The sequence below is a fragment of the Hallella faecis genome (assembly GCF_018789675.1).
Lineage (GTDB): Bacteria > Bacteroidota > Bacteroidia > Bacteroidales > Bacteroidaceae > Prevotella > Prevotella faecis.
In genome coordinates this window covers 1-23,799 of the sequence record NZ_JAHKBE010000046.1, presented here as the reverse complement: position 1 = coordinate 23,799, position 23,799 = coordinate 1, and the positions used below count along the sequence as shown (strand labels likewise).

Below are 23,799 nucleotides of genomic sequence, written 5' to 3'. Positions count from 1 at the left end.
ACAGCCTGGAGTTTTCCCCTTTTTATGCATGCGGAGATTGTGACCGTTATAATTTGTCTCACATGTATCTTGAAGACAGAGTACATGTGTGCAATGGCTTTCAGCCATTCGCGCCTTGCAAGCGTCCGCATAGGCACTAACAATAGATTCCATTGTAACCTTGGGATTGTTGAACATTCTGTATGTAGCAATTTTATCCGCAAAGTTACCAAAAATTCTATTTATGACGGAGTTGCCTGTGGCAATCATCTTCGATAATGTCAAATTAGCTCTTGCGCTAATCCGCTTGTCGTTAAATGTCAGACTCGTAAATGGGGAACTTTTCATCTGACAAATATACAGAATTCCAATGATTTCAAAGAACAAAAGATGTGTATAAAGGGTAGGGCATCACCCTGGGTGGCCATTGGGTTTTACATACGCCCTAGCAAGGGCAAAAGCATAGAATAGAAGGCTGTTGCCCTTACAGGCGCGTTGCTCTATCGCTACGATTCCTTTCAGTCCTTCCAGCCATTCCATATCTCATATATGCATTTAACGGAAGAACCAGAGTAAATTCTACGTCTTCGCTAAGCCTAACGGGGCCGAAAGGCCCAAACGGCCCTCCTTAGCCCAGGGTAAAACCGAAGCGCCATGTTACGCCCTGAAAGGGGGCGCAAGCCACACGTCGCATTACACCGCAGGGCGTTCCGCGTTTCCACGTTTCCATTTTTCGGCCTTAAGGTCGTCCTCATGTTGAACAGCCGAATGGCCATTCGGGCACCCGGCATTGAGAATCGTTCAGGCATCCGGCACTTGGCATTGAGAGTCGCCCCCCGTTATTCATAGACCTCGTCGATCTCGTTGGGCTCGGTGGTCATATCCTCGTGCCCGCAAGGATTGAAGTCCTCGGGCACATCAAACACGGCCGTGGAATCGTAGGGCAGGCTTTGGTCACGGTAGACCTTCTTCATGAAATAAGCCCAGATGGGCAACGCCATCGTGGCGCCCTGCCCCATGCGCATGTTGTCGAAGTGGATGTCGCGGTCCTCTCCGCCTACCCACACGCCACTCACCAGCTGGGGCGTAAAGCCCATGAACCACGCGTCGGAGTTGCGGTTGGTGGTACCCGTCTTGCCGCCAATCTCTCCTGGGATGTGGTAGCGGAACCGCAATCGACCCGCCGTTCCCTCGTCGACAACGGCCATCAGCTCCACCAGCATCTTGTAGGCGCTCGCAGAACTGATCACCTCGTTCATGCGAGGCTGGAACTCGGCCACCACATTGCCCTCATTGTCCTCGATCTTCGTAACAAACATCGGGGCGATGCGGATGCCATTGTTGGCAAACGTGGTGTAGGCGCTCACCATCTCGCCCACCGACACCTCGCAGGGACCAAGGCAGAGCGACATGGAAGGATAGATGTCGGGGTTGTTGATGCCAAACTTATGCAGGATGTTGACAAACTGCCGGGGGTTCAGGCGGCTCATGAGATAGGCCGATATCCAGTTGTTGGATTGCGCCAATCCCCATTTCAGCGTCACCATCTGGCCATACCGCCTGCGGTTGGCGTTGCGTGGGGTCCATGGCTTTCCGCCCACCATATAGGTCTGCTGCACGTTGGGCGCCCTGTCGCATGGCGACGCGCCGTTCTCCATGGCGAGCGAATAGAGAAAGGGCTTGATGGTCGATCCCACCTGTCGGCGACCGCCCATAACCATGTCGTACTGGAAATGCTCAAAGTCGATGCCGCCCACATACGCCTTCACATGCCCGTTGTGGGCGTCCATGCTGAGGAAGCCGGCCCTGAGGAACGACTTGTAGTAGCGTATGGAATCGAGCGGTGTCATCACCGTGTCGATGTCGCCATGATAGGTAAACACCGTCATGTCGACAGGCGTGCGGAACGACCGTTCAATCTCCTCGGCCGAGCAGCCGCTCTCCTGCATCACCCGGTAGCGCTCGCTCTGCCTCACGGCACGGTTCATGATCTGCTTCACCTGGGCGGGCGTGAGGTCCTCGGTAAATGGCGCGTTGGGCTTCGCCTTGTTCTCCTTATTAAATATAGGTTGGAGGTAGCGGGCCACATGGCCATAGACCGACTCCTCGGCATACTGCTGCATCTTGTAGTCGATGGTGGTGTGGATCTTCAATCCATCGGTATAGATGTTGTAGAACGTGCCATCCTTCTTCGTGTTTTTCTTGCACCAACCGCACAAAGGATCTGTGGCAAAGGCTATTGAGTCGATCACAAACTGCCTGTAGTTCCACGAGGGATAGTTCTTCCGCTCGGGCCGCTCCATCATCATATACTGTCTGAGGTACTCGCGGAAATACACCGCCACACCATCCTTGTGGTCGGCCCGGTGGAAATGGAGCTCGATGGGCTGCGCGCCATACTCGCGCCCCTCGGCCTGCGACAGGTAGCCCGCCTTCACCATCTGCGCCAGCACCACATTGCGGCGCTCCTTGCAACGCTCGGGATAGCGTACGGGATTGAAGAGCGACGGGTTCTTGCAGAGGCCGATGAGCAAGGCCGCCTCGTTGACCGTGAGGTCCTTGGGCTCCTTATTAAAATAGGTGTTGGCGGCCGTCTTGATGCCCACGGCGCCATGAAGGAAATCAAAATAGTTGAGGTATAGCGCAATGATCTCCTCCTTGGTGAAATTGCGCTCCAGCTTGATGGCCGTCACCCACTCTATGGGCTTCTGCAACATGCGCTCGACGCTCGAGCTGGCCGGAGCCGAATACAACTGCTTGGCCAACTGCTGCGTGATGGTGCTACCACCACCCGCGCTCTCATGGCCCAGCAGGCCACGCTTCACGATGGCACGGCCCAGGGCGATGAAATCGATGCCCGAATGTTCATAGAACCTCACATCCTCGGTGGCCACAAGGGCGTGGACGAGGTGGGGCGACAACTTGGAGAACGACACCGGTATGCGGTTGGCCTTGTCGGCATTGTAGGTGCCCAGCACCTTGCCGTCCTCCGAATAGACCAGCGAGGCCGACTTGCTGATGGGGTTCTGCAGGTTCTCAATGTCGGGCGAATAGCCCACCACCCCAAACCAAATGAGGAAAAACAACAAGGTGGTGGTGCCCACCAACAGCCCCAGCACTAACCATAATATATGAATGAACTTCTTTCTCATCTTGGAAAATCACATTATTTTTGCAAAAATACAATTTTTCTTCAAAAACTCATGCACAAATGAAAAAATATAATTAACTTAGCAGTCGAAAACGCAACCATCAATTAAGACAAAATGGAAAAACATGACTTTGTGACCATTGCTGACCTCTCCAAGGAGAAAATAGAGTATTTGCTTGGAATGGCGCAAGAATTTGAAAAGCACCCTAACAGAGAAATTCTGAATGGCAAGGTTGTGGCCACACTCTTCTTCGAGCCATCCACTCGAACACAACTCAGTTTCCAAACAGCAGCCAATCGCCTTGGCGCAAGAGTCATAGGCTTCGCCGACGCCAAGACATCAAGCACCACCAAGGGAGAGACCCTGAAAGACACCATCCTCATGGTGAGCAACTACGCCGACGTGATCGTGATGCGCCACTTCATCGAGGGTGCGGCACAATACGCCAGCGAGGTGGCGCCCGTGCCCATCATCAACGCAGGCGACGGAGCACACATGCACCCATCGCAATGCATGCTCGACCTCTACTCGATCTACAAGACACAGGGCACATTGGAAAACCTGAACATCTACCTCGTGGGCGACCTCAAGTACGGACGAACCGTACACTCGCTCATCATGGCCATGCGACACTTCCACCCCACCTTCCATTTCATAGCGCCCAAGGAGCTCGCCATGCCCGACGAGTATAAGCTCTATTGCGACAAGCACGGCATAGAATACCACGAGCACACAGCCTTCGACGAGGAAGTGATTGCCAACGCCGACATCCTGTACATGACACGTGTGCAGAAAGAGCGCTTCTCCGACCTCATGGAATATGAGCGAGTGAAGAACGTGTATATCCTGCGCAACAACATGCTGGCCAACGCAAAGCCCAACATGAAGATATTGCACCCGCTGCCACGCGTGAACGAGATAGCCTACGACGTGGACGACAACCCCCACGCCTACTACATCCAGCAAGCCAAGAACGGACTGTTCGCACGCGAAGCGCTCTTCTGCTACTGCCTGGGAATCAGCCTGGACGACGTGAAGAACGACACAACCATCATCGGCGAGTGAAAACAATGAGCACCAACGTAAAAAACGAAAACATCATGGGAAAGAAAGAATTGCAGGTGGCGGCCATCGAGAACGGAACCGTCATCGACCACATACCCGCCGAGAAAACCTACCAAGTGGCACGCTTGCTCGACCTCGACCACCTCGACGCGCAAATAACCATCGGATACAACCTGCCGTCGAAGAAGATCGGAAAGAAAGGAATCATCAAAATCGCCAACAAATATTTCACCGACGAGGAAATCAACCAGCTATCGGTCATCGCGCCAAAGATCGTGCTCAACGTCATCAAAAACTACGAGGTGGTGGACAAGCGAACCATCGACACCCCCGACGAGCTACACGGAATTGTGAAATGCAACAACCCCAAGTGCATCACAAACAATGAGCCCATGTCGACCTTCTTCACCATTGTCGACAAAAGCAAGGGCATACTCAAATGCCACTATTGCGACAAGGAGCAGGACATGAACAAGGTGGAACTGGTGTGAACCCTCGTGTGAACAAGCAGAATAGCAATCATTAAAACTCATTATTAACCCCAAAATCATTACCAATGGAAAGAGACACAGAGATTTTCAGCCTCATTGAGCAAGAGCACCAGCGCCAGCTTAGAGGCATGGAATTAATTGCGTCAGAAAACTTCGTGAGCGACCAGGTGATGGCTGCCATGGGCAGCTACCTCACAAACAAGTACGCCGAGGGTTATCCTGGAAAGCGCTACTATGGCGGATGCCAGATCGTAGACCAAGTGGAGACACTCGCCATCGAACGCATCAAGAAGGTGTTCGACGCCGAGTATGCCAACGTGCAGCCCCACTCTGGCGCACAGGCCAACCAGGCCGTGCTGCTCGCCGTTTTGAAGCCAGGCGACACCTTCATGGGTCTCGACCTCGACCAGGGCGGCCACCTCTCACACGGAAGTAGCGTCAACACATCAGGTATACTCTATCATCAGGTGGGCTACACGCTGAACCGCGAGACGGGCCGCGTGGACTACGACGAGATGGAACGCCTCGCCCTGGAGAACAAGCCTAAGCTCATCATCGGTGGCGGATCGGCCTACAGCCGCGAGTGGGACTACGAGCGCATGCGCAAGATCGCCGACGAGGTGGGAGCCATCTTCATGGTCGACATGGCTCACCCCGCAGGTCTCATCGCCGCCGGATTGCTCAAGAACCCCGTGAAATATGCACATATCGTAACCACCACCACCCACAAGACGCTACGCGGTCCGCGCGGTGGCGTCATCCTGATGGGTAAGGACTTCGACAACCCATGGGGCCTGACCACTAAGAAGGGCGTGGTCAAGCCTATGAGCATGCTGCTCAACAGCGCCGTATTCCCTGGAAACCAGGGTGGACCGTTGGAGCACGTCATCGCCGCCAAGGCCGTGGCTTTCGGCGAGAACCTGCAGCCGTCGTGGGTCGACTACGCCACACAGGTGAAGAAGAACGCTGCCGTATTGGCACAAGACCTCATCGACAGAGGTTACGACATTGTGAGCGGTGGTACCGACAACCACTCCATGCTGCTCGACCTGCGCCCCAAGTATCCCGAGCTCACGGGCAAGGTGGCCGAGAACGCCCTCGTGGCAGCCGACATCACCGTGAACAAGAACAAGGTTCCTTACGACGAGCGTAGCGCATTCCAGACCTCTGGCATCCGCCTCGGCACAGCAGCCATGACAACACGTGGCGCCAAGGAAGACCTCATGCATCTCGTAGCAAGCCTCATCGACGAGGTGCTGGCCGACCCCGAGAACGAGCAGGTCATCAAGCGCGTAAGAGAGAAAGTGAACGAGACCATGAAGGACTATCCGTTGTTTGCCTACTAATCCAAGCAAAGACGCATACGCCTGAACAAGACAACACCTGCTGGGGAAGATTCTACAACCCCAGCAGGGTTTTATTTAACCCCAAAATCCAACCCCAAGATTCAAGCAGGAATCCAACATTGGGATTCAAGCAGAAATCCAACATTGGCGTTCAAGGCAAATCCAAGATTAGGATTTTCAAGCCCCATTCGGGCATGAGCATCCTACGCAGAATCGTGTTTGATGAGGGGAAATATAGCAAGAACCCAACCTTCTCACCCATTTGTGTTTTGAAAAGACAGTACCCTTTCTTCATCGCCCTACTCTGTTCCATGGGAACCATGGCGCAGACACCCATCGCCAACCGCGTAAAAGCCGTGGCCAAGAGGTTGCCAGGACAGGCACAGATCGTTGCAAAATACACCGACAACCGACGCCATTGCCTCTACTACACCTTGCGCGACAGGCTCCTGCGCTACGACGTGAGGACCAACCGACGCGAGGAGGTGACGTTTTCCTCACGCCCCTACGCTTCCATCATTGCCACTTGGATGAGCGATGACAAAAACACATTCTTCATTGCCATCGACAAAAAGGGGATGGTACCCTCCTATCTCGAAAACGGACAGGAGCTGTGGATGTATGATTCGAAAACAAGGAAAACGAAGTTTATAGGCGAGGGATTCTCCATCTCCCATAAACACAACAGGATTACCATCAAGCGTGCCTCGAGATGCATCAACCCATCGGCAGCACAAAGCCAACAACATTGGATGATACGCGACCACCAATTCGACAACGAGGGTACGCCGTTGGGAAAGAGCGAGGAGTATAAGATGAGATAAGGGCGGAAAAGCCCCTATCCCCACGGCGTCACCGGACCGTGATATGGAAGCAGCCTTGCTTCACCTCATACTTAACGTAGCAACGGCCCTTCTCGCGCATATCGCGCAACACCTCAGACAACACCCATTTCAACGTGTCGTTGCGAACCGCACGGCGCTGCTCACCAGGAGCCTCAACCGTCTTGTAACGGTTGTAGCACACATCAAACGTGGTGCCATACAGGTGGCAACTGTTTTGCGTGGCATTGCCATTGCGACCCCGAAGCGTCTCCACATCGGCCTTCGAACGAAGCACGCTGGTAACAATCAGCTTATGCAACGGAACACCTTTCATCTGCAAACTGTCGAAGAAAGCCTGGCCGATGTCTTGCAACAACACCGACGCGCGCGGCACCAAATAAGGAATGCTATTGCGCAACCGATCCACATAGAAATACATGTTGCCGCCTACAAAGACCAGTTCCGACTTGCGGTTCTCGGCGTCCTCGCGGTCGACCACCGGTTTCACACCATGCTTCTGTGCGGCCTCAAGCTGCACATCGTTCTGGTCGGGAAACGACACCTGGAACCCCGGCACACTAAAAATGCGGTTCTTGGCAAGCGTTCCGTCGGCCTTGAAGAAGCGCGAGCGAAGCTTTGCAGAATCGCTCAAACAATAATCATCAACACATTGCGCATCAACCGATTGAATGCTATCGGACGAAACGCCATTCGCCACTTTTCCGTCTGCCACTTGAGCCTCGCACGAATCGGCAACCGATGGGCTCGGCGCATCGTGCGACAAATCGTTAGCCACCGACGGAAAAGCACAACGCACCAACGCCAACACACAGGTGGCGCCCAAAAAAGAAAGGATGTATCTTGATTTGCTAATTTTCATTTCACCTGCAAAATTAGCACAAATAGGAAAAATGGCAAAACAAAGGCTTATAAAATATTCGTTCCGAACACTTAATTTTTATATTTTTAGAATGATATCTCACATATTTATCGTAATTTTGCAACATATTATACACAACAAAAAGAACTAAGGTATTGACAGAGAAACATATAGTACTTGAGGACATCGACCCCGTTGTGTTTTACGGCGTCAACAATGGTCACCTCCAAATGGTTAAGTCGCTCTACCCCAAATTGCGCATCGTAGCTCGCGACAACGTGATTCGCGTGCTGGGCGACGAGGACGAGATGGCCAAGGTGGAGATGGATCTCGAAGCCATGCGCCGACACGTGGTGAAATACAACACCATCAACGACGAAGATATCCTCGACATCATAAAAGGACAACCCACAAAGGCCGATAGCGTCAAGGGCGTACTGGTTTATAGCGTAAGCGGAAGGCCCATCAAAAGCCGGTCGGAGAACCAGCAGCGACTCATCGACGCGTTCAACAAGAACGACATGACATTCGCCGTGGGACCAGCTGGATCGGGAAAGACCTACCTGAGCATTGCCCTCGCCGTAAAGGCCCTGAAGGAAAAAGCGGTGAAGAAAATCATACTGAGCCGACCCGCAGTAGAGGCCGGCGAGAAACTGGGATTCCTGCCCGGCGACATGAAGGACAAGATAGACCCCTACCTCCAACCGCTCTACGACGCCCTGGAGGACATGCTGCCGGCAAGCCGGCTGCAAGACATGATGGACAAGCACGTCATACAGATCGCACCCCTCGCTTTCATGCGCGGACGAACGCTCAGCGATGCCATTGTCATCCTCGACGAGGCACAGAACACCACGCCCGCACAAATCAGGATGTTCCTCACGCGCATGGGATGGAACACGAAGATGATCATCACAGGCGACATGACACAGATCGACCTGCCCAGAGGACAGAAGAGCGGACTGAAAGAGGCGCTCGAAATTCTCTCGGACATAGAGGGCATATCGGTGGTCAACCTAACGCAAAAGGACATTGTGCGCCACAAGTTGGTGACACGCATCGTAGACGCCTACGCCGACTACGACAAGCAGGCCGACAGCAAGGCCACCAGCGGCTCGCACCACAGAAGCACGCAGGAAACAAACGCAGACACAAGGATTTAAAGATTATAAATAATTTATCATGAAGGCATTAACTAGTACCGATTTCCATTTTGATGGACAGAAGAGTGTTTACCACGGAAAAGTGCGCGACGTTTACGACATCAACGACGACCTCATCGTGATGGTGGCCACCGACCGCATCTCCGCATTCGACGTTGTGTTGCCAAAGGGCATCCCCTTCAAGGGACAAGTGCTCAACCAGATTGCCGCAAAGTTCCTCGACTCAACAAGCGACATCTGCCCCAACTGGAAGCAGGCTACACCCGACCCCATGGTGACCGTGGGCCTCAAGTGCGAGGGATTCCGCGTGGAGATGATCATTCGCTCCATCCTCACCGGCTCGGCATGGAGAGCCTATAAGGACGGATGCCGCGAGCTCTGCGGCGTGAAGCTGCCCGACGGAATGCGCGAGAACGAGCGCTTCCCAGAGCCCATCATCACTCCCACAACCAAGGCCGACGAGGGCCACGACATGAACATCTCACGCGAGGAGATCATCGAGCAGGGCATCGTGTCGGCAGAGGACTATGCCGTCATTGAGGACTGGACACGCAAGCTCTTCGCACGCGGTCAGGAGATCGCCGCCAAGCGCGGACTCATCCTCGTTGACACCAAGTACGAGTTTGGAAAACGCAACGGACAGATCTACCTCATCGACGAGATCCACACGCCCGACTCAAGCCGCTACTTCTACGCAGACGGCTACGAGGAGAAACTGGAGAAGGGGCTGCCCCAGCGCCAGCTGTCGAAGGAGTTTGTGCGCCAATGGCTTATCGAGCGTGGCTTCATGAACCAGCCCGGAGAGAAAATGCCAGAGATCACCGACGAGTACGCCCAGCAGGTGTCAGACAGATACGTGGAGCTCTACGAGCATATCACGGGCGAGAAGTTTGACCAAGCTGCCGAGGAGGGCGACATCGCCGCACGCATCGAGAAGAACGTCAGCGAATACCTGGCTTCGAGACAATAAGCACGAATGTACAAGCAAGAAGAGATAAAGCCCTACGGAAAGCAGGGCGCTAAGGAAAAATTGGTGGAGGAGATGTTCGACAACATCGCCCCCACCTACGACACGCTCAACCACCGCCTATCGTGGAACATCGACAAGGGATGGAGAAGAAGCGCCATCAGACAGTTGGCGCCCGGAAAACCCAAGCGCATACTCGACATAGCCACCGGAACGGGCGACTTCGCCATCTTGGCAGCCCAAGCGCTCTGCCCCGAAAAGATCGTCGGCATCGACATATCCGAGGGTATGCTGAAAGTGGCAAGGGAGAAGGTGAAGCACGCACATCTGGAGGGAAAGGTCGAAATGAGGAAGGAAGACTGCTTGGCCATGTCGTTCCCCGACAACACGTTCGACGCCGCCACATCGGCCTTCGGCATACGCAACTTCCAAGACCTCGACAAGGGATTGGCGGAGATTTGCCGAGTGATGAAGCCCGGAGGGCAGCTGAGCCTGGTGGAGCTCACCACACCCGTGTCGTTCCCCATGAAGCAGCTCTTCAAGATATATTCGCACACCATCCTCCCCGTCTACGGAAAACTGATCTCGAAAGACAAGGGAGCATACCAATACCTCACTGCATCCATTGAGGCATTCCCACAAGGAGAACAAATGGTGGGAATACTCAAGAAGGCAGGCTTCTCACAAGCTTCGTTCCGAAGATTGACCTTTGGCATCTGCACCATGTATTATGCTCAAAAATAATTCTGACTATGGACAAATACGGTTTAATCGGCTACCCCTTGGGCCACTCGTTCTCCATCGGATACTTCAACGAGAAGTTTGAAAACGAGGGCATCAACGCCACCTACGAGAATTTTGAGATTCCGTCGATCGACGGATTACCTGAAATCCTTGACTCAAACCCCAACCTGCGAGGGCTTAACGTCACCATTCCCTATAAAGAAAAGGTGATAGGGTTTCTCGATGCGCTAAGCAAAGACGCAAGGGAGATAGGGGCGGTAAACGTCATCAGGGTGACGCACAAGGGAAGCAAAACCATCCTAAAGGGATTCAACAGCGACGTCATCGGATTCACCCAAAGCATCGAGCCGCTGCTTGAGCGATTCCACAAGAAGGCGCTCGTGCTGGGAACAGGCGGAGCGTCGAAAGCCATCGAGTATGGCCTGAGAAAGCTCGGACTGGAAACCTTGAAGGTGAGCCGAACCGAAAAGCCAGGAACAACACAATACAGCAAAATCACGCCAGAAACCATTAAGGAATACAATGTGATCGTAAACTGCACGCCCATCGGCATGTACCCGCACGCCGACGAATGTCCCAACCTACCCTATGAGGCCATGGACGGGCATACGTTGCTCTACGACCTCATATACAACCCCGACGAAACCTTATTCATGAAAAGGGGAAAGGCTCACGGAGCCATCGTCAAGAACGGACTGGAGATGCTGTTGCTCCAAGCCTTCGCCAGTTGGGAGTTTTGGAACAGCAAAGAATAATCACCATTAACACATCCATCAACCATGAACAACCGATACATGATGCGTGGCGTCAGCGCCGCTAAGGAAGACGTGCACAACGCCATCAAAAACATAGACAAGGGCCTCTTTCCACAGGCCTTCTGCAAAATCATACCCGATATTCTGGGCGGCGACCCCGACTACTGCAACATCATGCACGCAGACGGGGCTGGCACCAAGTCGTCGCTCGCTTATATGTATTGGAAAGAAACCGGTGACCTGAGCGTATGGAAAGGCATCGCACAAGACGCCATAGTGATGAACACCGACGACCTGCTCTGTGTGGGAGCCGTCGACAACATCCTCCTGTCGAGCACCATCGGTAGAAACAAGATGCTCGTACCCGGAGAGGTCATCAGCGAAATCATCAATGGAACAGATAGCTTCCTTGAGGAAATGCGCCAACTGGGAGTGGGTATATGGCCCACGGGAGGCGAGACGGCCGACGTGGGCGACCTGGTGAGAACCATCATCGTCGACTCTACCGTAACATGCCGCATGAAGCGTAGCGATGTCATCGACAACGCCAACATCAAACCCGGAGACGTCATCGTGGGCCTGAGCTCAACAGGACAGGCCACCTACGAGCACAGATACAACGGAGGTATGGGAAGCAACGGACTGACCAGCGCACGCCATGACGTGTTCGCCAAATACTTGGCGGAGAAATTCCCCGAGAGCTACGACCAAGCCGTCCCCAACGAGCTCGTGTATAGCGGAAAGTATAAGTTGACCGAGAAAATCGAGGGATTGACGGTGGATGCCGGACAGCTGGTGCTCTCACCCACACGCACCTACGCACCGATCATCAGAAAGATATTGGACGAGTTGCATCCTGAGATCCACGGAATGGTGCATTGCACAGGCGGCGCACAGACAAAGGTGCTGCATTTCGTGGGCGAGAACTGCAAGGTCGTCAAGGACAACATGTTCCCCATCCCCCCACTCTTCCAAATCATCCACGACTGCAGCGGAACCGATTGGAAAGAGATGTACCAGGTGTTCAACATGGGCCACAGAATGGAAATCTACGTCAAGCCGGAGTTTGCCGACCAGGTGATAGCCATCAGCAAGAGCTTTGGCGTCGACGCACAGGTGGTGGGACGCATCGAGGAAGGCACACGCTCATTGACCATCAAGAGCGAATATGGCGAGTTCAATTATTAATTAAAAAAGGAAAACCACCCATTCGTTTTATCCGACCAAACTGAAACATGGCAGACAACAACAAGATACTGGAAAAACTTGAAGGCTTGGTAAGTCGATACGAGGAGGTAAGCATGCTGATTACCGACCCGGCGGTCATTGCCGACCAGCAACGATACGTCAAGCTGACAAAGGAATACAAAGACCTCGACGACATCATGGACGCCAGAGGGCGTTACATAGCATGCCTGAACGCAATCAAGGAAGCTAAGGACATATTGGCCAACGAAAGCGATCCCGACATGAAGGCTATGGCTCGAGAGGAACTGCAAGAGAACGAGAGCCTGCAACCCAAACTGGAAGAGGAAATCAAACTCGACTTGGTGCCCAAGGATCCCGAGGACGCCAAGAATGTGCAGATGGAAATTCGCGCAGGAACAGGCGGCGACGAAGCTGCCCTCTTCGCAGGCGACCTCTTTAATATGTATAAGCGCTATTGCGAGAAGAAGGGATGGACAGTGAGCGTAACAGATGCCAACGAAGGCGCTGTTGGCGGATACAAGGAGATCGACTTCGCCGTAACTGGCGACAACGTTTATGGCATCCTCAAGTATGAGTCGGGCGTGCACCGTGTGCAACGAGTTCCGGCCACGGAGACCCAAGGACGCATGCATACCAGCGCGGCCACGGTAGCCGTATTGCCCGAGGCGGAGAAGTTTGAGGTGCACATCAACGAGGGCGACATCAAGTGGGACACATTCCGTTCCAGCGGAGCCGGTGGACAGAACGTCAACAAGGTTAGCTCGGGCGTCCGCTTGCGCTATCCCTGGAAGAATCCTGAGACGGGCGAAGTGGAGGAAATCCTCATCGAATGTACCGAAACGCGCGACCAGCCCAAGAACAAGGAACGAGCCCTGAGCCGTCTGTACACATACATCTACGACCATGAGCATAAGAAGTACATGGACGACATCTCAAGCCGACGCCGCTCATTGGTGTCGACGGGCGACCGAAGCGCCAAGATCAGAACCTACAACTTCCCACAGGGCCGTGTTACCGACCACAGAATCGGATACACCACACACGACCTGCAAGGATTCTTGGCGGGCGACATCCAAGACATGATCGACGCCTTGATCGTTGTGGAGAACGCCGAGAAACTGAAAGAAAACGAATTATAGACCCAATACCATGAACAGACAACAAATCATAGAGCAGATCTTCAGCAAGAAGACTTTCTTATGCGTGGGACTCGACACAGACCTTCGCAAGATCCCACAGTTCCTGCTGAAAGAGGAAGACCCCGCATTCGAGTTTAACAAGCAAATCATCGATGCGACGGCCCCCTACTGTATGGCTTACAAGCCCAACCTCGCATTCTACGAGAGCATGGGGCTCAAGGGCATAGCCACCTTCGAGAAGACCATCAATTATCTCAAGGAAAACTACCCCAACCACTTCATCATCGCCGACGCCAAGCGTGGTGACATTGGCAACACATCGAACATGTACGCCAAGAGCTTTTTCGAGGATTTCGGTGTCCACTCGCTGACCATCGCCCCCTATATGGGCGAGGACAGCGTCAAGCCGTTCTTGGCTTACCAGGGAAAATGGGTCATCTTGCTTGCACTCACGTCAAACGCAGGATCGGCCGACTTCCAACTGACCGAGGATGCACATGGCGAGCGCCTCTTCGAGAAGGTGCTTAGGAAAAGCACCGAGTGGGGCGACAAAAACAACATGATGTATGTGGTGGGCGCCACACAAGGCAAGATGTTTGAGGACATCCGAAAAATTGTGCCCGACCACTTCCTGCTGGTTCCAGGTGTTGGCGCTCAAGGCGGAAGCTTGCAAGAGGTTTGCAAATACGGAATGACCAAGGAGTGCGGACTGATCGTCAACTCAAGCCGTGGCATCATCTACGCAAGCCAAGGTGAAGACTTCGCCCAGGCGGCAGCAGAAAAGGCCAAAGCCCTGCAACAGGAAATGGCCATCGAACTGGAAAAGATCTAAGCCCCATCGGGCATCGGGTTTGGATGAGATCAACCCGTATTTTCAATTCACATAAGGCGCGCAATTGTGCAATTGCGCGCCTTTACTAATTAAAAACCCAAATATTAATCGAGTTTTTCCTCTTTTTTAAATATTAATTACTATATTTGCAGAAATATTTCAATCAAAACTAAAAATGGAATTCTCTGCAAAGCAAATAGCCCAGTTCATCGGAGGAAAAATCGAGGGCGACGAAAACGCGAAGGTTCACACTTTTGCGAAGATTGAGGAAGGCGTGCCCGGAGCCATTTCTTTTTTGGCTAACGGCAAGTATGCTCATTACCTCGACGATACACAGTCAAGCATTGTCCTGATCGACGAGAGCATCAACCTTGAAAAAGCCGTAAAGCCTACTCTTATCAGAGTGAAAAACGCACGCGACTGTGTGGCTAAGCTGTTACAGATGTATGAGGCTGCCAAACCCAAAAAGACTGGCATAGACAAATTGGCATTCATCTCTCCCAAGGCCACAATAGGCAAGGATGTGTATGTGGGAGCTTTCGCATACATCGGCGACGGAGTGGAGATTGGCGACGGATGCCAAATCTATCCCCATGCCGTTATCGGCGACAACGTGAAAGTGGGCGAGCAATGCATCATATACCCAAACACCACCATTTACTACGGGTGTAAGTTGGGAAACCGAGTAATCATCCATGCAGGAACCGTCATCGGATCAGATGGATTTGGATTTGCACCTAACGTGGAAACCGGACAATACGATAAGATTCCGCAGATTGGCATCGTAACCATTGAGGACGATGTGGAAATCGGCGCCAATTCTTGCGTAGACCGTTCAACCATGGGATCAACCTACGTGCGCAAGGGCGTGAAGCTCGACAACCTTGTGCAAATTGCACACAACACCGACATCGGAAAGAACACCGTCATGTCAGCCCAGGTTGGCGTGGCAGGATCCACAAAGGTTGGAGAGTGGTGTATGTTTGGAGGACAAGTGGGTATCGCCGGACATATCCAAATTGGCGACAAGGTGTTCTTGGGCGCACAATCAGGAGTGCCCGGCTCATTGGAGAGCAACCAGACGCTCATCGGTACGCCTCCCATGCAGAAGCTGCCCTATTTCAAGAGCCAAGCCATCTTCCAGCGCTTGCCTGAGATGTACAAGCAACTGACGGCTTTGCAGAAAGAAGTCGAACAATTAAAGAAAAAACAATGAAGCACATGGATACAGCAAAACAAACGACGCTTGGCGGAAGTTTCTCCCTTTACGGAAAGGGACTTCACACAGGCCTAAGTCTTACCGTGACTTTCAATCCCGCTCCAGAAAACACAGGCTACAAGATACAACGCATTGACTTAGAGGGCGAACCCATCATCGAAGCCATCGCCGAGAACGTTGGCGACACACAGCGCGGAACCGTTCTCCAATGTGGCGAGGTCAGAGTGTCGACCATCGAGCATGGCATGTCGGCCCTTTACGCATTGGGCATCGACAACTGCCTCATTCAGGTCAACGGCCCTGAGTTCCCCATCCTGGATGGTTCAGCAAACCCCTATGTGGAGAAGATCAACGAGGTGGGAATTGTTGAGCAGAACGCTCCGAAGGACTACTATATCATTCGCAAGAAAATCGAGGTGCGCGATGAGGAAACAGGATCGTGCATCACCATCTTGCCCGATGAGCAGTTCTCGGTAACTGCCATGTGCTCTTTCCAATCGAAATTCATCAGTAGCCAGTTTGCCACACTCGACAACATAGCTAACTATTCATCGGAAATAGCACCTGCACGCACCTTCGTCTTCGTGCGCGACATCATGCCTTTGTTGGAGGCCAACCTTATCAAGGGCGGAGACCTCGACAACGCCATCGTAATTTACGAGAAAAAGGTGGAGCAAGCACAGTTGGACAAGTTGGCCGACCTGCTTAAGGTTACACACATGGATGCCACAAAGATTGGCTACATCCAACACAAGCCCTTGATGTGGGACAACGAGTGCACAAGGCACAAACTCCTCGACATCATTGGCGACATGGCACTGATCGGCAAACCCATCAAGGGTCGCATCATTGCCACACGGCCAGGTCACACCATCAACAACAAGTTTGCGCGCCTCATGCGCAAGGAGATTCGCAAGCACGAAATCCAAGCCCCCATCTACGACCCCAACGACGAACCGCTGATGGATAACATCCGCATCCGCCAGCTTTTGCCCCACCGCTACCCCATGCAGCTCATCGACAAGGTGGTGGCCATGGGCGCAACAAGCATCGTGGGCGTAAAGAATGTCACCGCCAATGAGCCCTTCTTCCAAGGACACTTCCCAGAAGAGCCCGTCATGCCTGGTGTGCTCCAGATCGAGGCTATGGCTCAATGTGGTGGACTGTTGGTTTTGAGCCAGTTGGAAGAACCCGAGAAATGGTCTACCTATTTCTTGAAAATCGACGATGTGAAGTTTAGGCACAAAGTCGTTCCGGGCGACACCTTGCTTTTCAGAGTAGAACTCCTTGGCCCCGTCCGCCACGGCATCAGCTCCATGAAGGGTTACATGTTCGTCGGCGACCACGTAGTGTCGGAGGCTACCTTCACCGCACAAATCATAAAAAACAAATAAATCTCTTACTATGAACCAGATAAGTCCATTAGCATTCGTGCATCCCGAGGCAAAACTGGGAGACAACAACATCATTGGCCCATTCTGCTATATCGATCGCAACACGGTTTTGGGCGACAACAACGTTCTACAGAACAATGTCACCATCAACTATGGAGCGCGCATAGGAAGCGGTAACGAGATTTTCCCCGGAGCCAGCATTTCCACCAAGCCACAAGACTTGAAGTTCAAAGGCGAGGATACCATCTGCGAGGTGGGCAACAACAATAGCATTCGCGAAAACGTAACCATCTCACGAGGAACCGCCTCACGAGGAACCACCAAGGTGGGTGACAACAACCTGCTGATGGAGAACATGCACGTGGCGCACGATTGCATCTTGGGTAGCCGACTCATCATCGGCAACTCTACCAAGTTTGCAGGCGAGGTCACCGTCGACGACAATGCCATCATAAGTGCTGTGGTGCTCTGCCACCAGTTCTGCCACATCGGAGGTTACGTCATGATCCAAGGCGGCTGCCGCTTTAGCCAAGACATTCCCCCATACATTATTGCAGGCAAGGAGCCCACTCGCTATGCAGGTATCAACCTTGTGGGATTGAGACGCCACGGATTCAGCAACGACCTCATTGATCTCATCCACAACGCTTATCGCATGCTCTATAGCGAGGGTATCTTGGCCGAGGGCATCAAGAAGATCAAAAGCGAACTTCAGATTACGCCTGAGATTCAATACATTATCGATTTTGTGTCATCATCAAAGCGCGGTATCATTCGCTAACTCATGTCGCACACGACATGCATAACGAATTACCCAACACGCATAGACCGACACATTACCAACGCACGAACGAAGGAACATCATCTTTGTTCCTACTTACCAATAAAAAGAATTGAGGGATGCGCTACGGCACGCCCTCAATTCTTACAATAGCTTGGCAAACAACCATCACAACGCGATTCCTTGATGTTACCAACGACTAAAAATCTAATCGTTATTTTAGGACCGACAGGAGTGGGAAAAAGCGAACTTTGCATTCAAGTCGCCCAACAGCTCAACACGCCAGTCATCAACGCTGACTCGCGCCAAATCTTTGCCGAACTTCCTATAGGCACCGCCGCGCCCACCAAGGCCCAACTTGCGCTTGCCAAGCATTATTTTGTTGGCGCCCATCACTTAGAAGATTACTATAGCGCTTCCATGTTCGAACAGGAAGTGTTGGCTCTCCTGGAGCGTCTATACAATGGCGAGGAAGACGGCGTTCCCCACCCCAACTGTCTTATGTCTGGTGGTAGCATGATGTATATCGATGCTGTGTGCAACGGCATCGACGACATTCCTACCGTCGACGACGAAACACGCCAAACACTGAAGCAACGTCTTGCCGACGAGGGACTTCCCGCCCTTGTCGAGGAATTGAAAACGTTAGACCTCGAGCATTGGCAGATCGTAGACCGAAACAACCCTCGACGTGTGGTACATGCCTTGGAAATATGCCACATGACAGGAAAGACCTACTCCTCCTTCCGCACAAAGAAGAAGAAGGAACGCCCTTTCAACATCATCAAGATAGGATTGAACCGCCCCAGGGAGGAAATGTACGACCGCATCAACAAGCGCGTTCTTGAAATGGTCGACCACGGACTGATTGATGAGGCAAGGGCGCTCTACCCCAAACGTGGGCTCAATTCCTTAAACACCGTGGGCTACAAGGAGTTGTTCGCTTACTTCGACAACACCATCAGCCTCGAAGAGGCCATCAGGCAAATCCAGTCAAACTCACGCTGCTATATGCGCAAACAACTGACTTGGTTCAAGAAAGATACCGATATCACTTGGTTTTCACCCGAAAACATTGAAGATATCTTAAATTTCATCCATCAGAAGACACGTTAACCGACATATTTCGTATATTTGCAATAATATAATATCAACAAGCAATGAAAAAGATTAAGGCATTGGCAGGCTGGTTCTGGCGTATGATGCGCAAATTCTGGCCATGGTATAAAGGGTTGTATCGCGGACGAGCATGGTACACCAAAACAGGTGTCGCTTTCGTTTCACTCATCGTCGCCTTCCTATTGTACCTGGGAGCAGTCGACATCAATTTCCTTTGGCTTTTCGGAAGGAGCCCAGGATATTTTTCGGGCATTCTCGACCCGCAGACCAACCAAGCCTCGGAAATCTATAGTGCCGATGGCAAGTTGATTGGAAAATTCTTTAACGAGAACCGCACTCCCGTGAAATACGAAGAGGTGGCTCCCGCTTTCTTCAAGGCGCTCATCGACACCGAGGACGAGCGCTACTACAAGCGACCCCGTGGCATGGCCGTCGACGTCGTGGGCGTGTTCAGTGCCATGAAAGATGCGGTGCTACACCACGATGGACGTGGCGCATCTACCATCAGCCAACAGTTGGCAAAGAACATGTTCCGTGTGCGTTCCAACTACTCTACGGGGCTACTGGGAAAAATTCCTGGTTTGAAGATACTCATCATCAAGAGTAAGGAATGGATCATTGCTACGAAGTTGGAGACCGTATTCAACAAGAAGGAGATCATAACCATGTACGCCAACACCGTGGACTTCGGTTCCAACGCCTATGGCATCAAGACAGCTGCCAAAACGTACTTCGACACAACCCCCGACAGCCTGAAGACAGAGGAGGCCGCCGTACTTGTGGGTATGCTGAAAGCCACCACTCTATACAATCCTAAGTCGAACCCCGAGAAGAGCTTTGTGCGCCGCAACACAGTTCTCAACAACATGCGCACTCACAACGACCTCACTCGTCAGGAGTACGACTCACTGAAGGCCATCCCCATTACCTTGCATTATAAGATGGAGGAAAACTACGATGGCCAGGCCTTGTATTTCCGCCAGGCCATCTCTGATGAACTTAAGGACTGGTGCGACGAGAACCATTACGACCTTTACAGTTCGGGATTGAAGATTTACACGACCTTAGACTCCAAGATGCAGAAATATGCTGAGGAGGCCGCTAAGAAGCAAATGGAGATTGTGCAGAAGAACTTCAACAACCATTGGAGCATCTACCGCAACCAAGACTCCAATTGGCTGCGTCAGGAGCCTTGGCAAGACGAGAACCATCAGGTAATCCCCAACTTTGTGCAAAGCATTGCCGAGCGCCAGCCTTTCTATAAGGCCCTACAAGCAAGGTTCCCCGACCAGCCCGACTCTGTGACTTATTATTATAAGGAATGGAAACACCCTGTGAAGGTGTTCGACTACGACAAGGGTTCCATCACCAAGATGATGACATCAGAGGACTCCATCAAGTACATGGTGACCTTCATGCATTGCGCAATGGTGGCCATGGAACCTCAAACGGGTGCCGTAAAGGCATGGGTTGGCGACATCGATTTCAAGTCGTGGAAATACGATAAGGTAACGGCGCAAAGACAGCCTGGATCTACGTTCAAGTTGTTTGTCTATACCGAGGCTATGAACGAAGGTCTCACTCCTTGCGATAAGCGACGCGACGAATACATCTCCATGCAGGTCTACGACAAAAAGAAAAAGGAAATGACCACTTGGACCCCGACAAACGCCAATGGCTCATTCTCGGGCGATTCCATCCCCCTGAAGAGCGCGTTCGCCAAGAGTATCAACTCGGTGGCCGTTCGCTTGGGTCAGGAATTGGGAATCAAGAACATCATTGAAACGGCTCAAAAAATGGGTATCGAGAGCCCATTGGACGATAACCCAGCCTTGGCCTTGGGATCGAGTGATGTCAACCTGCTCGAGTTGGCAGGTGCCTACTGCACCATCGCCAACAACGGCATGCACCATCGACCCACGTTGGTGACGCGCATCGTCGACAGCGACGGCAACGAGGTGTTCGTGGATAAGTCCACGTCCGAGCAAGTCATCCCATACAAGAGCGCCTTCTTCATGCAAAAGTTGCTCATGAGCGGCACACACGACGGTGGTGGCACATCGGTGAGCCTGTCCGCCGCCGAATATGCAGGCAACTCATTTAGAGACACCGATTGGGGTGGCAAGACGGGAACGACTAACAACCACTCCGACGCTTGGTTCGTAGGAGTCAGCCCCAACCTGGTTGTGGGCGCATGGGTAGGCGGTGAATACCGCTCCATCCATTTCCGCACAGGTGCGCTCGGACAGGGCGCAAGGACGGCATTGCCCATCTGCGGCTACTTCATCCATTCGGTCATGGAAGATCCTGCTTTCCAGAAGTACCACGCTAAGTTCCAAACTCCTAACGACGAGAGCATCACCAAGGACATGTACGATTGCTCGCCTTACTACGCTCCGGCACGCAACGACTCATCAAGTCTGCATCGTGATAGCGTGATGGTTACCGATGAGGAGATTGTGCTCGATGAGAATGGCAACCCCATTACCACGCCATCGCAAGGCACCACACTCGGAAAGGAAAAGACCGAGACAGGCACTGACAAAAAGCACAAGACAGAGGAAACTGTCAATTTCGACAATCTCTAAACATACTTATGCCTACAACTGGGGAAACTCAAATAGACCTTCAGAATGAAGAGCTGCAACAAGCACTTCAAATCATACAATTTACCCGCCGCTCGCTTTTCCTTACGGGGAAAGCGGGGACGGGTAAATCCACTTTCTTGCGATACATAGCGTCGCACACCAAAAAGAAACACATCATACTTGCCCCTACGGGTATCGCCGCCATCAATGCGGGAGGATCCACTCTGCATAGTTTCTTCAAGTTGCCCTTCCACCCCCTACTACCCAACGACACCCAGTACACGCCTCACAACATTCGCAAGACGTTAAAATACAACAGTGAGAAAATCAAGATTCTGCGTGAGTTGGAACTCATCATCATCGACGAGATCAGTATGGTTCGCGCAGACATCATCGACTTTATCGACAAGGTGCTACGCATCTATTGCCACAACATGCGCGAGCCGTTTGGTGGCAAACAGTTGTTGTTTGTAGGCGATATCTACCAGCTGGAACCTGTGGTACGTGAGGACGATTGGCAATTATTGCGTCCCTTTTATGCGTCTGCCTATTTTTTCGACGCCAAGATATTCTACCAGATGCAGCTGGTATCCATCGAACTGAGGAAGGTTTACAGGCAAAGCGATCCTACATTCATCAGCATCCTTGACCATATCCGCACGTCACAAGTGAGTACTACCGACCTGGCGCTGCTCAACGAGCGTGTCACTTTCGACGACAACCAAGCAACGGAGACAACCAACGATAAGCAATTATCCATTACATTGTCAGCACGCCGCGACACGGTCGACTTCATCAACAACAAACGGTTGTCGGATCTCCCTGGAGGCGCTGAAATGTTCATGGGCGTCATCGAAGGAGAATTTCCAGAGTCGAGCCTTCCCACCCCAAAAGAGTTGGAATTGAAGATTGGTGCGCAGGTGCTCTTCGTCAAAAACGATATGGACCATCGTTGGGTGAACGGCACCCTTGGCACCGTGATTGGTTTCGATGAAGAGAATCACGATCGCATCTATGTAGTTGCAGAAGACGGGAACGAACTGGATGTGGAACGCGAGAAATGGTCGAACGTAAGATACACGTTCAACGAACAGGAGAAGAAGATCGAGGAGCAAGAATTGGGCACCTATACCCAATTCCCTGTACGCTTGGCATGGGCCATTACAGTCCATAAGAGTCAGGGGCTAACGTTCAACCGCGTAAATCTCGACTTCACCGGTGGCGTCTTCGCAGGCGGACAGACCTACGTCGCCCTCTCACGCTGCACTTCACTACAGGGCTTAACCCTAAAAAATCCTATTCAGCGCAACGACATCTTCGTACGCACGGAAGTCAAGAACTTTGCTAAGAGTTACAACGACCCCACGGCCATTAGCACCGCCCTCAAGCAGTCGAAGGCCGACAAGGAGTATTGGGATGCCATGCAAGCCTTCGACAGAGGTGACATGCAAGCTGCACTCGACGCCTTCTTCCTGGCCATTCACAGTCGTTACGACATAGAGAAACCTGCATCAAAAAGGCTTATCCGACGTAAACTCAACATCATTAACACACAACAAAAGAAGATCGAGGAGCTACAAGACCAAATACAACAGAAAAACGACTTCTTGAAAAAACTTGCTGTTGAGTATGTAATCATGGGCAAGGAATGCGAAATGGAGAAAATGAAGGAAGCAGCCATCCGTAACTACGAAAAAGCATTAGCCCTTTGTCCCGATATACCTGAAGCCAAACGAAAACTCAAAAAGTTGAAACAAAAGAAATAATGTCCTTCATAAAGAAAATTACGCACTTTGTAATCAATTAGTACCTAAGCTGGTAACACAATTAATAAAAGCGCATGCCTTTAATTAAGGCATGCGCTTTTATTAAGAAAATGCGACATCTCTATGTTTCTTACCAGATTTCTCTTGGTAAACAACTTCTACTACTGAACACAAGTTACAGTCACTACACCTTACAACAAGTAAGACCTTACACCTTCCAATAAGTACAAGACCATACATCTTGCAGCAAGCACAAGGACATACACCTTGAAGCAAGCATAAGGCCAAATACCACACAAAGAGGACAAGAGCCCTACTTCCTACAACACGCAAAAGCCCGAAGACTCGTTAGAATCCTCGGGCTTCGCTCTTTTGAAAGAAGGCGG

General features: G+C 52.0%; 20 protein-coding genes. 17 read left to right on the top strand and 3 right to left on the bottom strand.

Going from position 1 to position 23,799, the window contains the following annotated elements; translation table 11 throughout:
* On the bottom strand, positions 1 to 327 hold a 327-nt coding region (locus KM934_RS13340; protein WP_394369503.1), incomplete at its 3' end, for a transposase DNA-binding-containing protein.
* A 491-nt stretch (positions 328 to 818) separates the two neighbouring features.
* A complete protein-coding gene (locus KM934_RS10060; protein ID WP_215760486.1) occupies positions 819 to 3,131 on the bottom strand; it encodes a transglycosylase domain-containing protein in 2,313 nt (770 codons plus the stop codon).
* A 114-nt stretch (positions 3,132 to 3,245) separates the two neighbouring features.
* Here KM934_RS10060 and pyrB point away from each other — a divergent pair, with 114 nt between their 5' ends.
* The 4 genes from pyrB to KM934_RS10040 all read left to right on the top strand — a co-directional run bounded on the left by pyrB (position 3,246) and on the right by KM934_RS10040 (position 6,857).
* Complete coding sequence (gene pyrB, locus KM934_RS10055) at positions 3,246 to 4,196, top strand: aspartate carbamoyltransferase (protein ID WP_215760485.1); 951 nt, start codon at positions 3,246 to 3,248, stop codon at positions 4,194 to 4,196.
* Between the two features lie 35 nt (positions 4,197 to 4,231).
* Complete coding sequence (gene pyrI, locus KM934_RS10050; RefSeq protein WP_215760484.1) at positions 4,232 to 4,687, top strand: aspartate carbamoyltransferase regulatory subunit; 456 nt, start codon at positions 4,232 to 4,234, stop codon at positions 4,685 to 4,687.
* A gap of 65 nt (positions 4,688 to 4,752) precedes the next feature.
* Complete coding sequence (glyA, locus tag KM934_RS10045) at positions 4,753 to 6,033, top strand: serine hydroxymethyltransferase (protein ID WP_215760483.1); 1,281 nt, start codon at positions 4,753 to 4,755, stop codon at positions 6,031 to 6,033.
* 269 nt (positions 6,034 to 6,302) lie between these two features.
* The gene (locus KM934_RS10040) at positions 6,303 to 6,857 is read left to right on the top strand and encodes a hypothetical protein (RefSeq protein ID WP_215760482.1); all 555 of its coding nucleotides are present in this window, start codon (positions 6,303 to 6,305) and stop codon (positions 6,855 to 6,857) included.
* Between the two features lie 28 nt (positions 6,858 to 6,885).
* Here KM934_RS10040 and KM934_RS10035 read toward each other — a convergent pair whose 3' ends face one another.
* Positions 6,886 to 7,737, bottom strand: coding sequence for a DUF5715 family protein (locus tag KM934_RS10035; RefSeq protein WP_215760481.1), 852 nt, complete (start codon positions 7,735 to 7,737; stop codon positions 6,886 to 6,888).
* A 155-nt stretch (positions 7,738 to 7,892) separates the two neighbouring features.
* Between KM934_RS10035 and KM934_RS10030 the strand changes: the two genes are divergently transcribed.
* The 13 genes from KM934_RS10030 to KM934_RS09970 all read left to right on the top strand — a co-directional run bounded on the left by KM934_RS10030 (position 7,893) and on the right by KM934_RS09970 (position 23,413).
* Positions 7,893 to 8,900: a PhoH family protein gene (locus KM934_RS10030; RefSeq protein ID WP_215760480.1), complete on the top strand. Its 1,008-nt coding sequence runs from the start codon at positions 7,893 to 7,895 to the stop codon at positions 8,898 to 8,900.
* Positions 8,901 to 8,919: 19 nt separating this feature from the next.
* Complete coding sequence (locus tag KM934_RS10025) at positions 8,920 to 9,870, top strand: phosphoribosylaminoimidazolesuccinocarboxamide synthase (protein WP_215760479.1); 951 nt, start codon at positions 8,920 to 8,922, stop codon at positions 9,868 to 9,870.
* Between the two features lie 6 nt (positions 9,871 to 9,876).
* A complete protein-coding gene (ubiE, locus tag KM934_RS10020; protein ID WP_215760478.1) occupies positions 9,877 to 10,611 on the top strand; it encodes a bifunctional demethylmenaquinone methyltransferase/2-methoxy-6-polyprenyl-1,4-benzoquinol methylase UbiE in 735 nt (244 codons plus the stop codon).
* A gap of 8 nt (positions 10,612 to 10,619) precedes the next feature.
* Positions 10,620 to 11,366, top strand: coding sequence for a shikimate dehydrogenase family protein (locus tag KM934_RS10015; protein WP_215760477.1), 747 nt, complete (start codon positions 10,620 to 10,622; stop codon positions 11,364 to 11,366).
* A gap of 24 nt (positions 11,367 to 11,390) precedes the next feature.
* Entirely contained in the window at positions 11,391 to 12,554 is a 1,164-nt protein-coding gene (locus KM934_RS10010) for an AIR synthase-related protein (protein ID WP_215760476.1), read from the top strand.
* A 47-nt stretch (positions 12,555 to 12,601) separates the two neighbouring features.
* Entirely contained in the window at positions 12,602 to 13,714 is a 1,113-nt protein-coding gene (prfA, locus tag KM934_RS10005; RefSeq protein ID WP_215760475.1) for a peptide chain release factor 1, read from the top strand.
* Between the two features lie 10 nt (positions 13,715 to 13,724).
* Complete coding sequence (gene pyrF / locus KM934_RS10000; RefSeq protein WP_215760474.1) at positions 13,725 to 14,546, top strand: orotidine-5'-phosphate decarboxylase; 822 nt, start codon at positions 13,725 to 13,727, stop codon at positions 14,544 to 14,546.
* Positions 14,547 to 14,721: 175 nt separating this feature from the next.
* Positions 14,722 to 15,762, top strand: a complete 1,041-nt coding sequence (lpxD, locus tag KM934_RS09995; protein WP_215760473.1) for a UDP-3-O-(3-hydroxymyristoyl)glucosamine N-acyltransferase — start codon at positions 14,722 to 14,724, stop codon at positions 15,760 to 15,762.
* A gap of 5 nt (positions 15,763 to 15,767) precedes the next feature.
* Positions 15,768 to 17,159, top strand: a complete 1,392-nt coding sequence (locus KM934_RS09990) for a bifunctional UDP-3-O-[3-hydroxymyristoyl] N-acetylglucosamine deacetylase/3-hydroxyacyl-ACP dehydratase (RefSeq protein WP_215760472.1) — start codon at positions 15,768 to 15,770, stop codon at positions 17,157 to 17,159.
* Between the two features lie 10 nt (positions 17,160 to 17,169).
* Positions 17,170 to 17,940, top strand: a complete 771-nt coding sequence (gene lpxA, locus KM934_RS09985; protein WP_215760471.1) for an acyl-ACP--UDP-N-acetylglucosamine O-acyltransferase — start codon at positions 17,170 to 17,172, stop codon at positions 17,938 to 17,940.
* Positions 17,941 to 18,126: 186 nt separating this feature from the next.
* Positions 18,127 to 19,056: a tRNA (adenosine(37)-N6)-dimethylallyltransferase MiaA gene (gene miaA / locus KM934_RS09980; RefSeq protein WP_215760470.1), complete on the top strand. Its 930-nt coding sequence runs from the start codon at positions 18,127 to 18,129 to the stop codon at positions 19,054 to 19,056.
* A 44-nt stretch (positions 19,057 to 19,100) separates the two neighbouring features.
* Positions 19,101 to 21,647 carry a transglycosylase domain-containing protein gene (locus KM934_RS09975; protein ID WP_215760469.1) on the top strand — a complete coding sequence of 849 codons (2,547 nt, stop codon included), beginning with the start codon at positions 19,101 to 19,103 and terminating at the stop codon, positions 21,645 to 21,647.
* 8 nt (positions 21,648 to 21,655) lie between these two features.
* Positions 21,656 to 23,413 (top strand): ATP-dependent DNA helicase, encoded by a 1,758-nt coding sequence (locus KM934_RS09970; protein WP_215760468.1) that lies wholly within the window; start codon positions 21,656 to 21,658, stop codon positions 23,411 to 23,413.
* Positions 23,414 to 23,799: the final 386 nt, after the last annotated feature.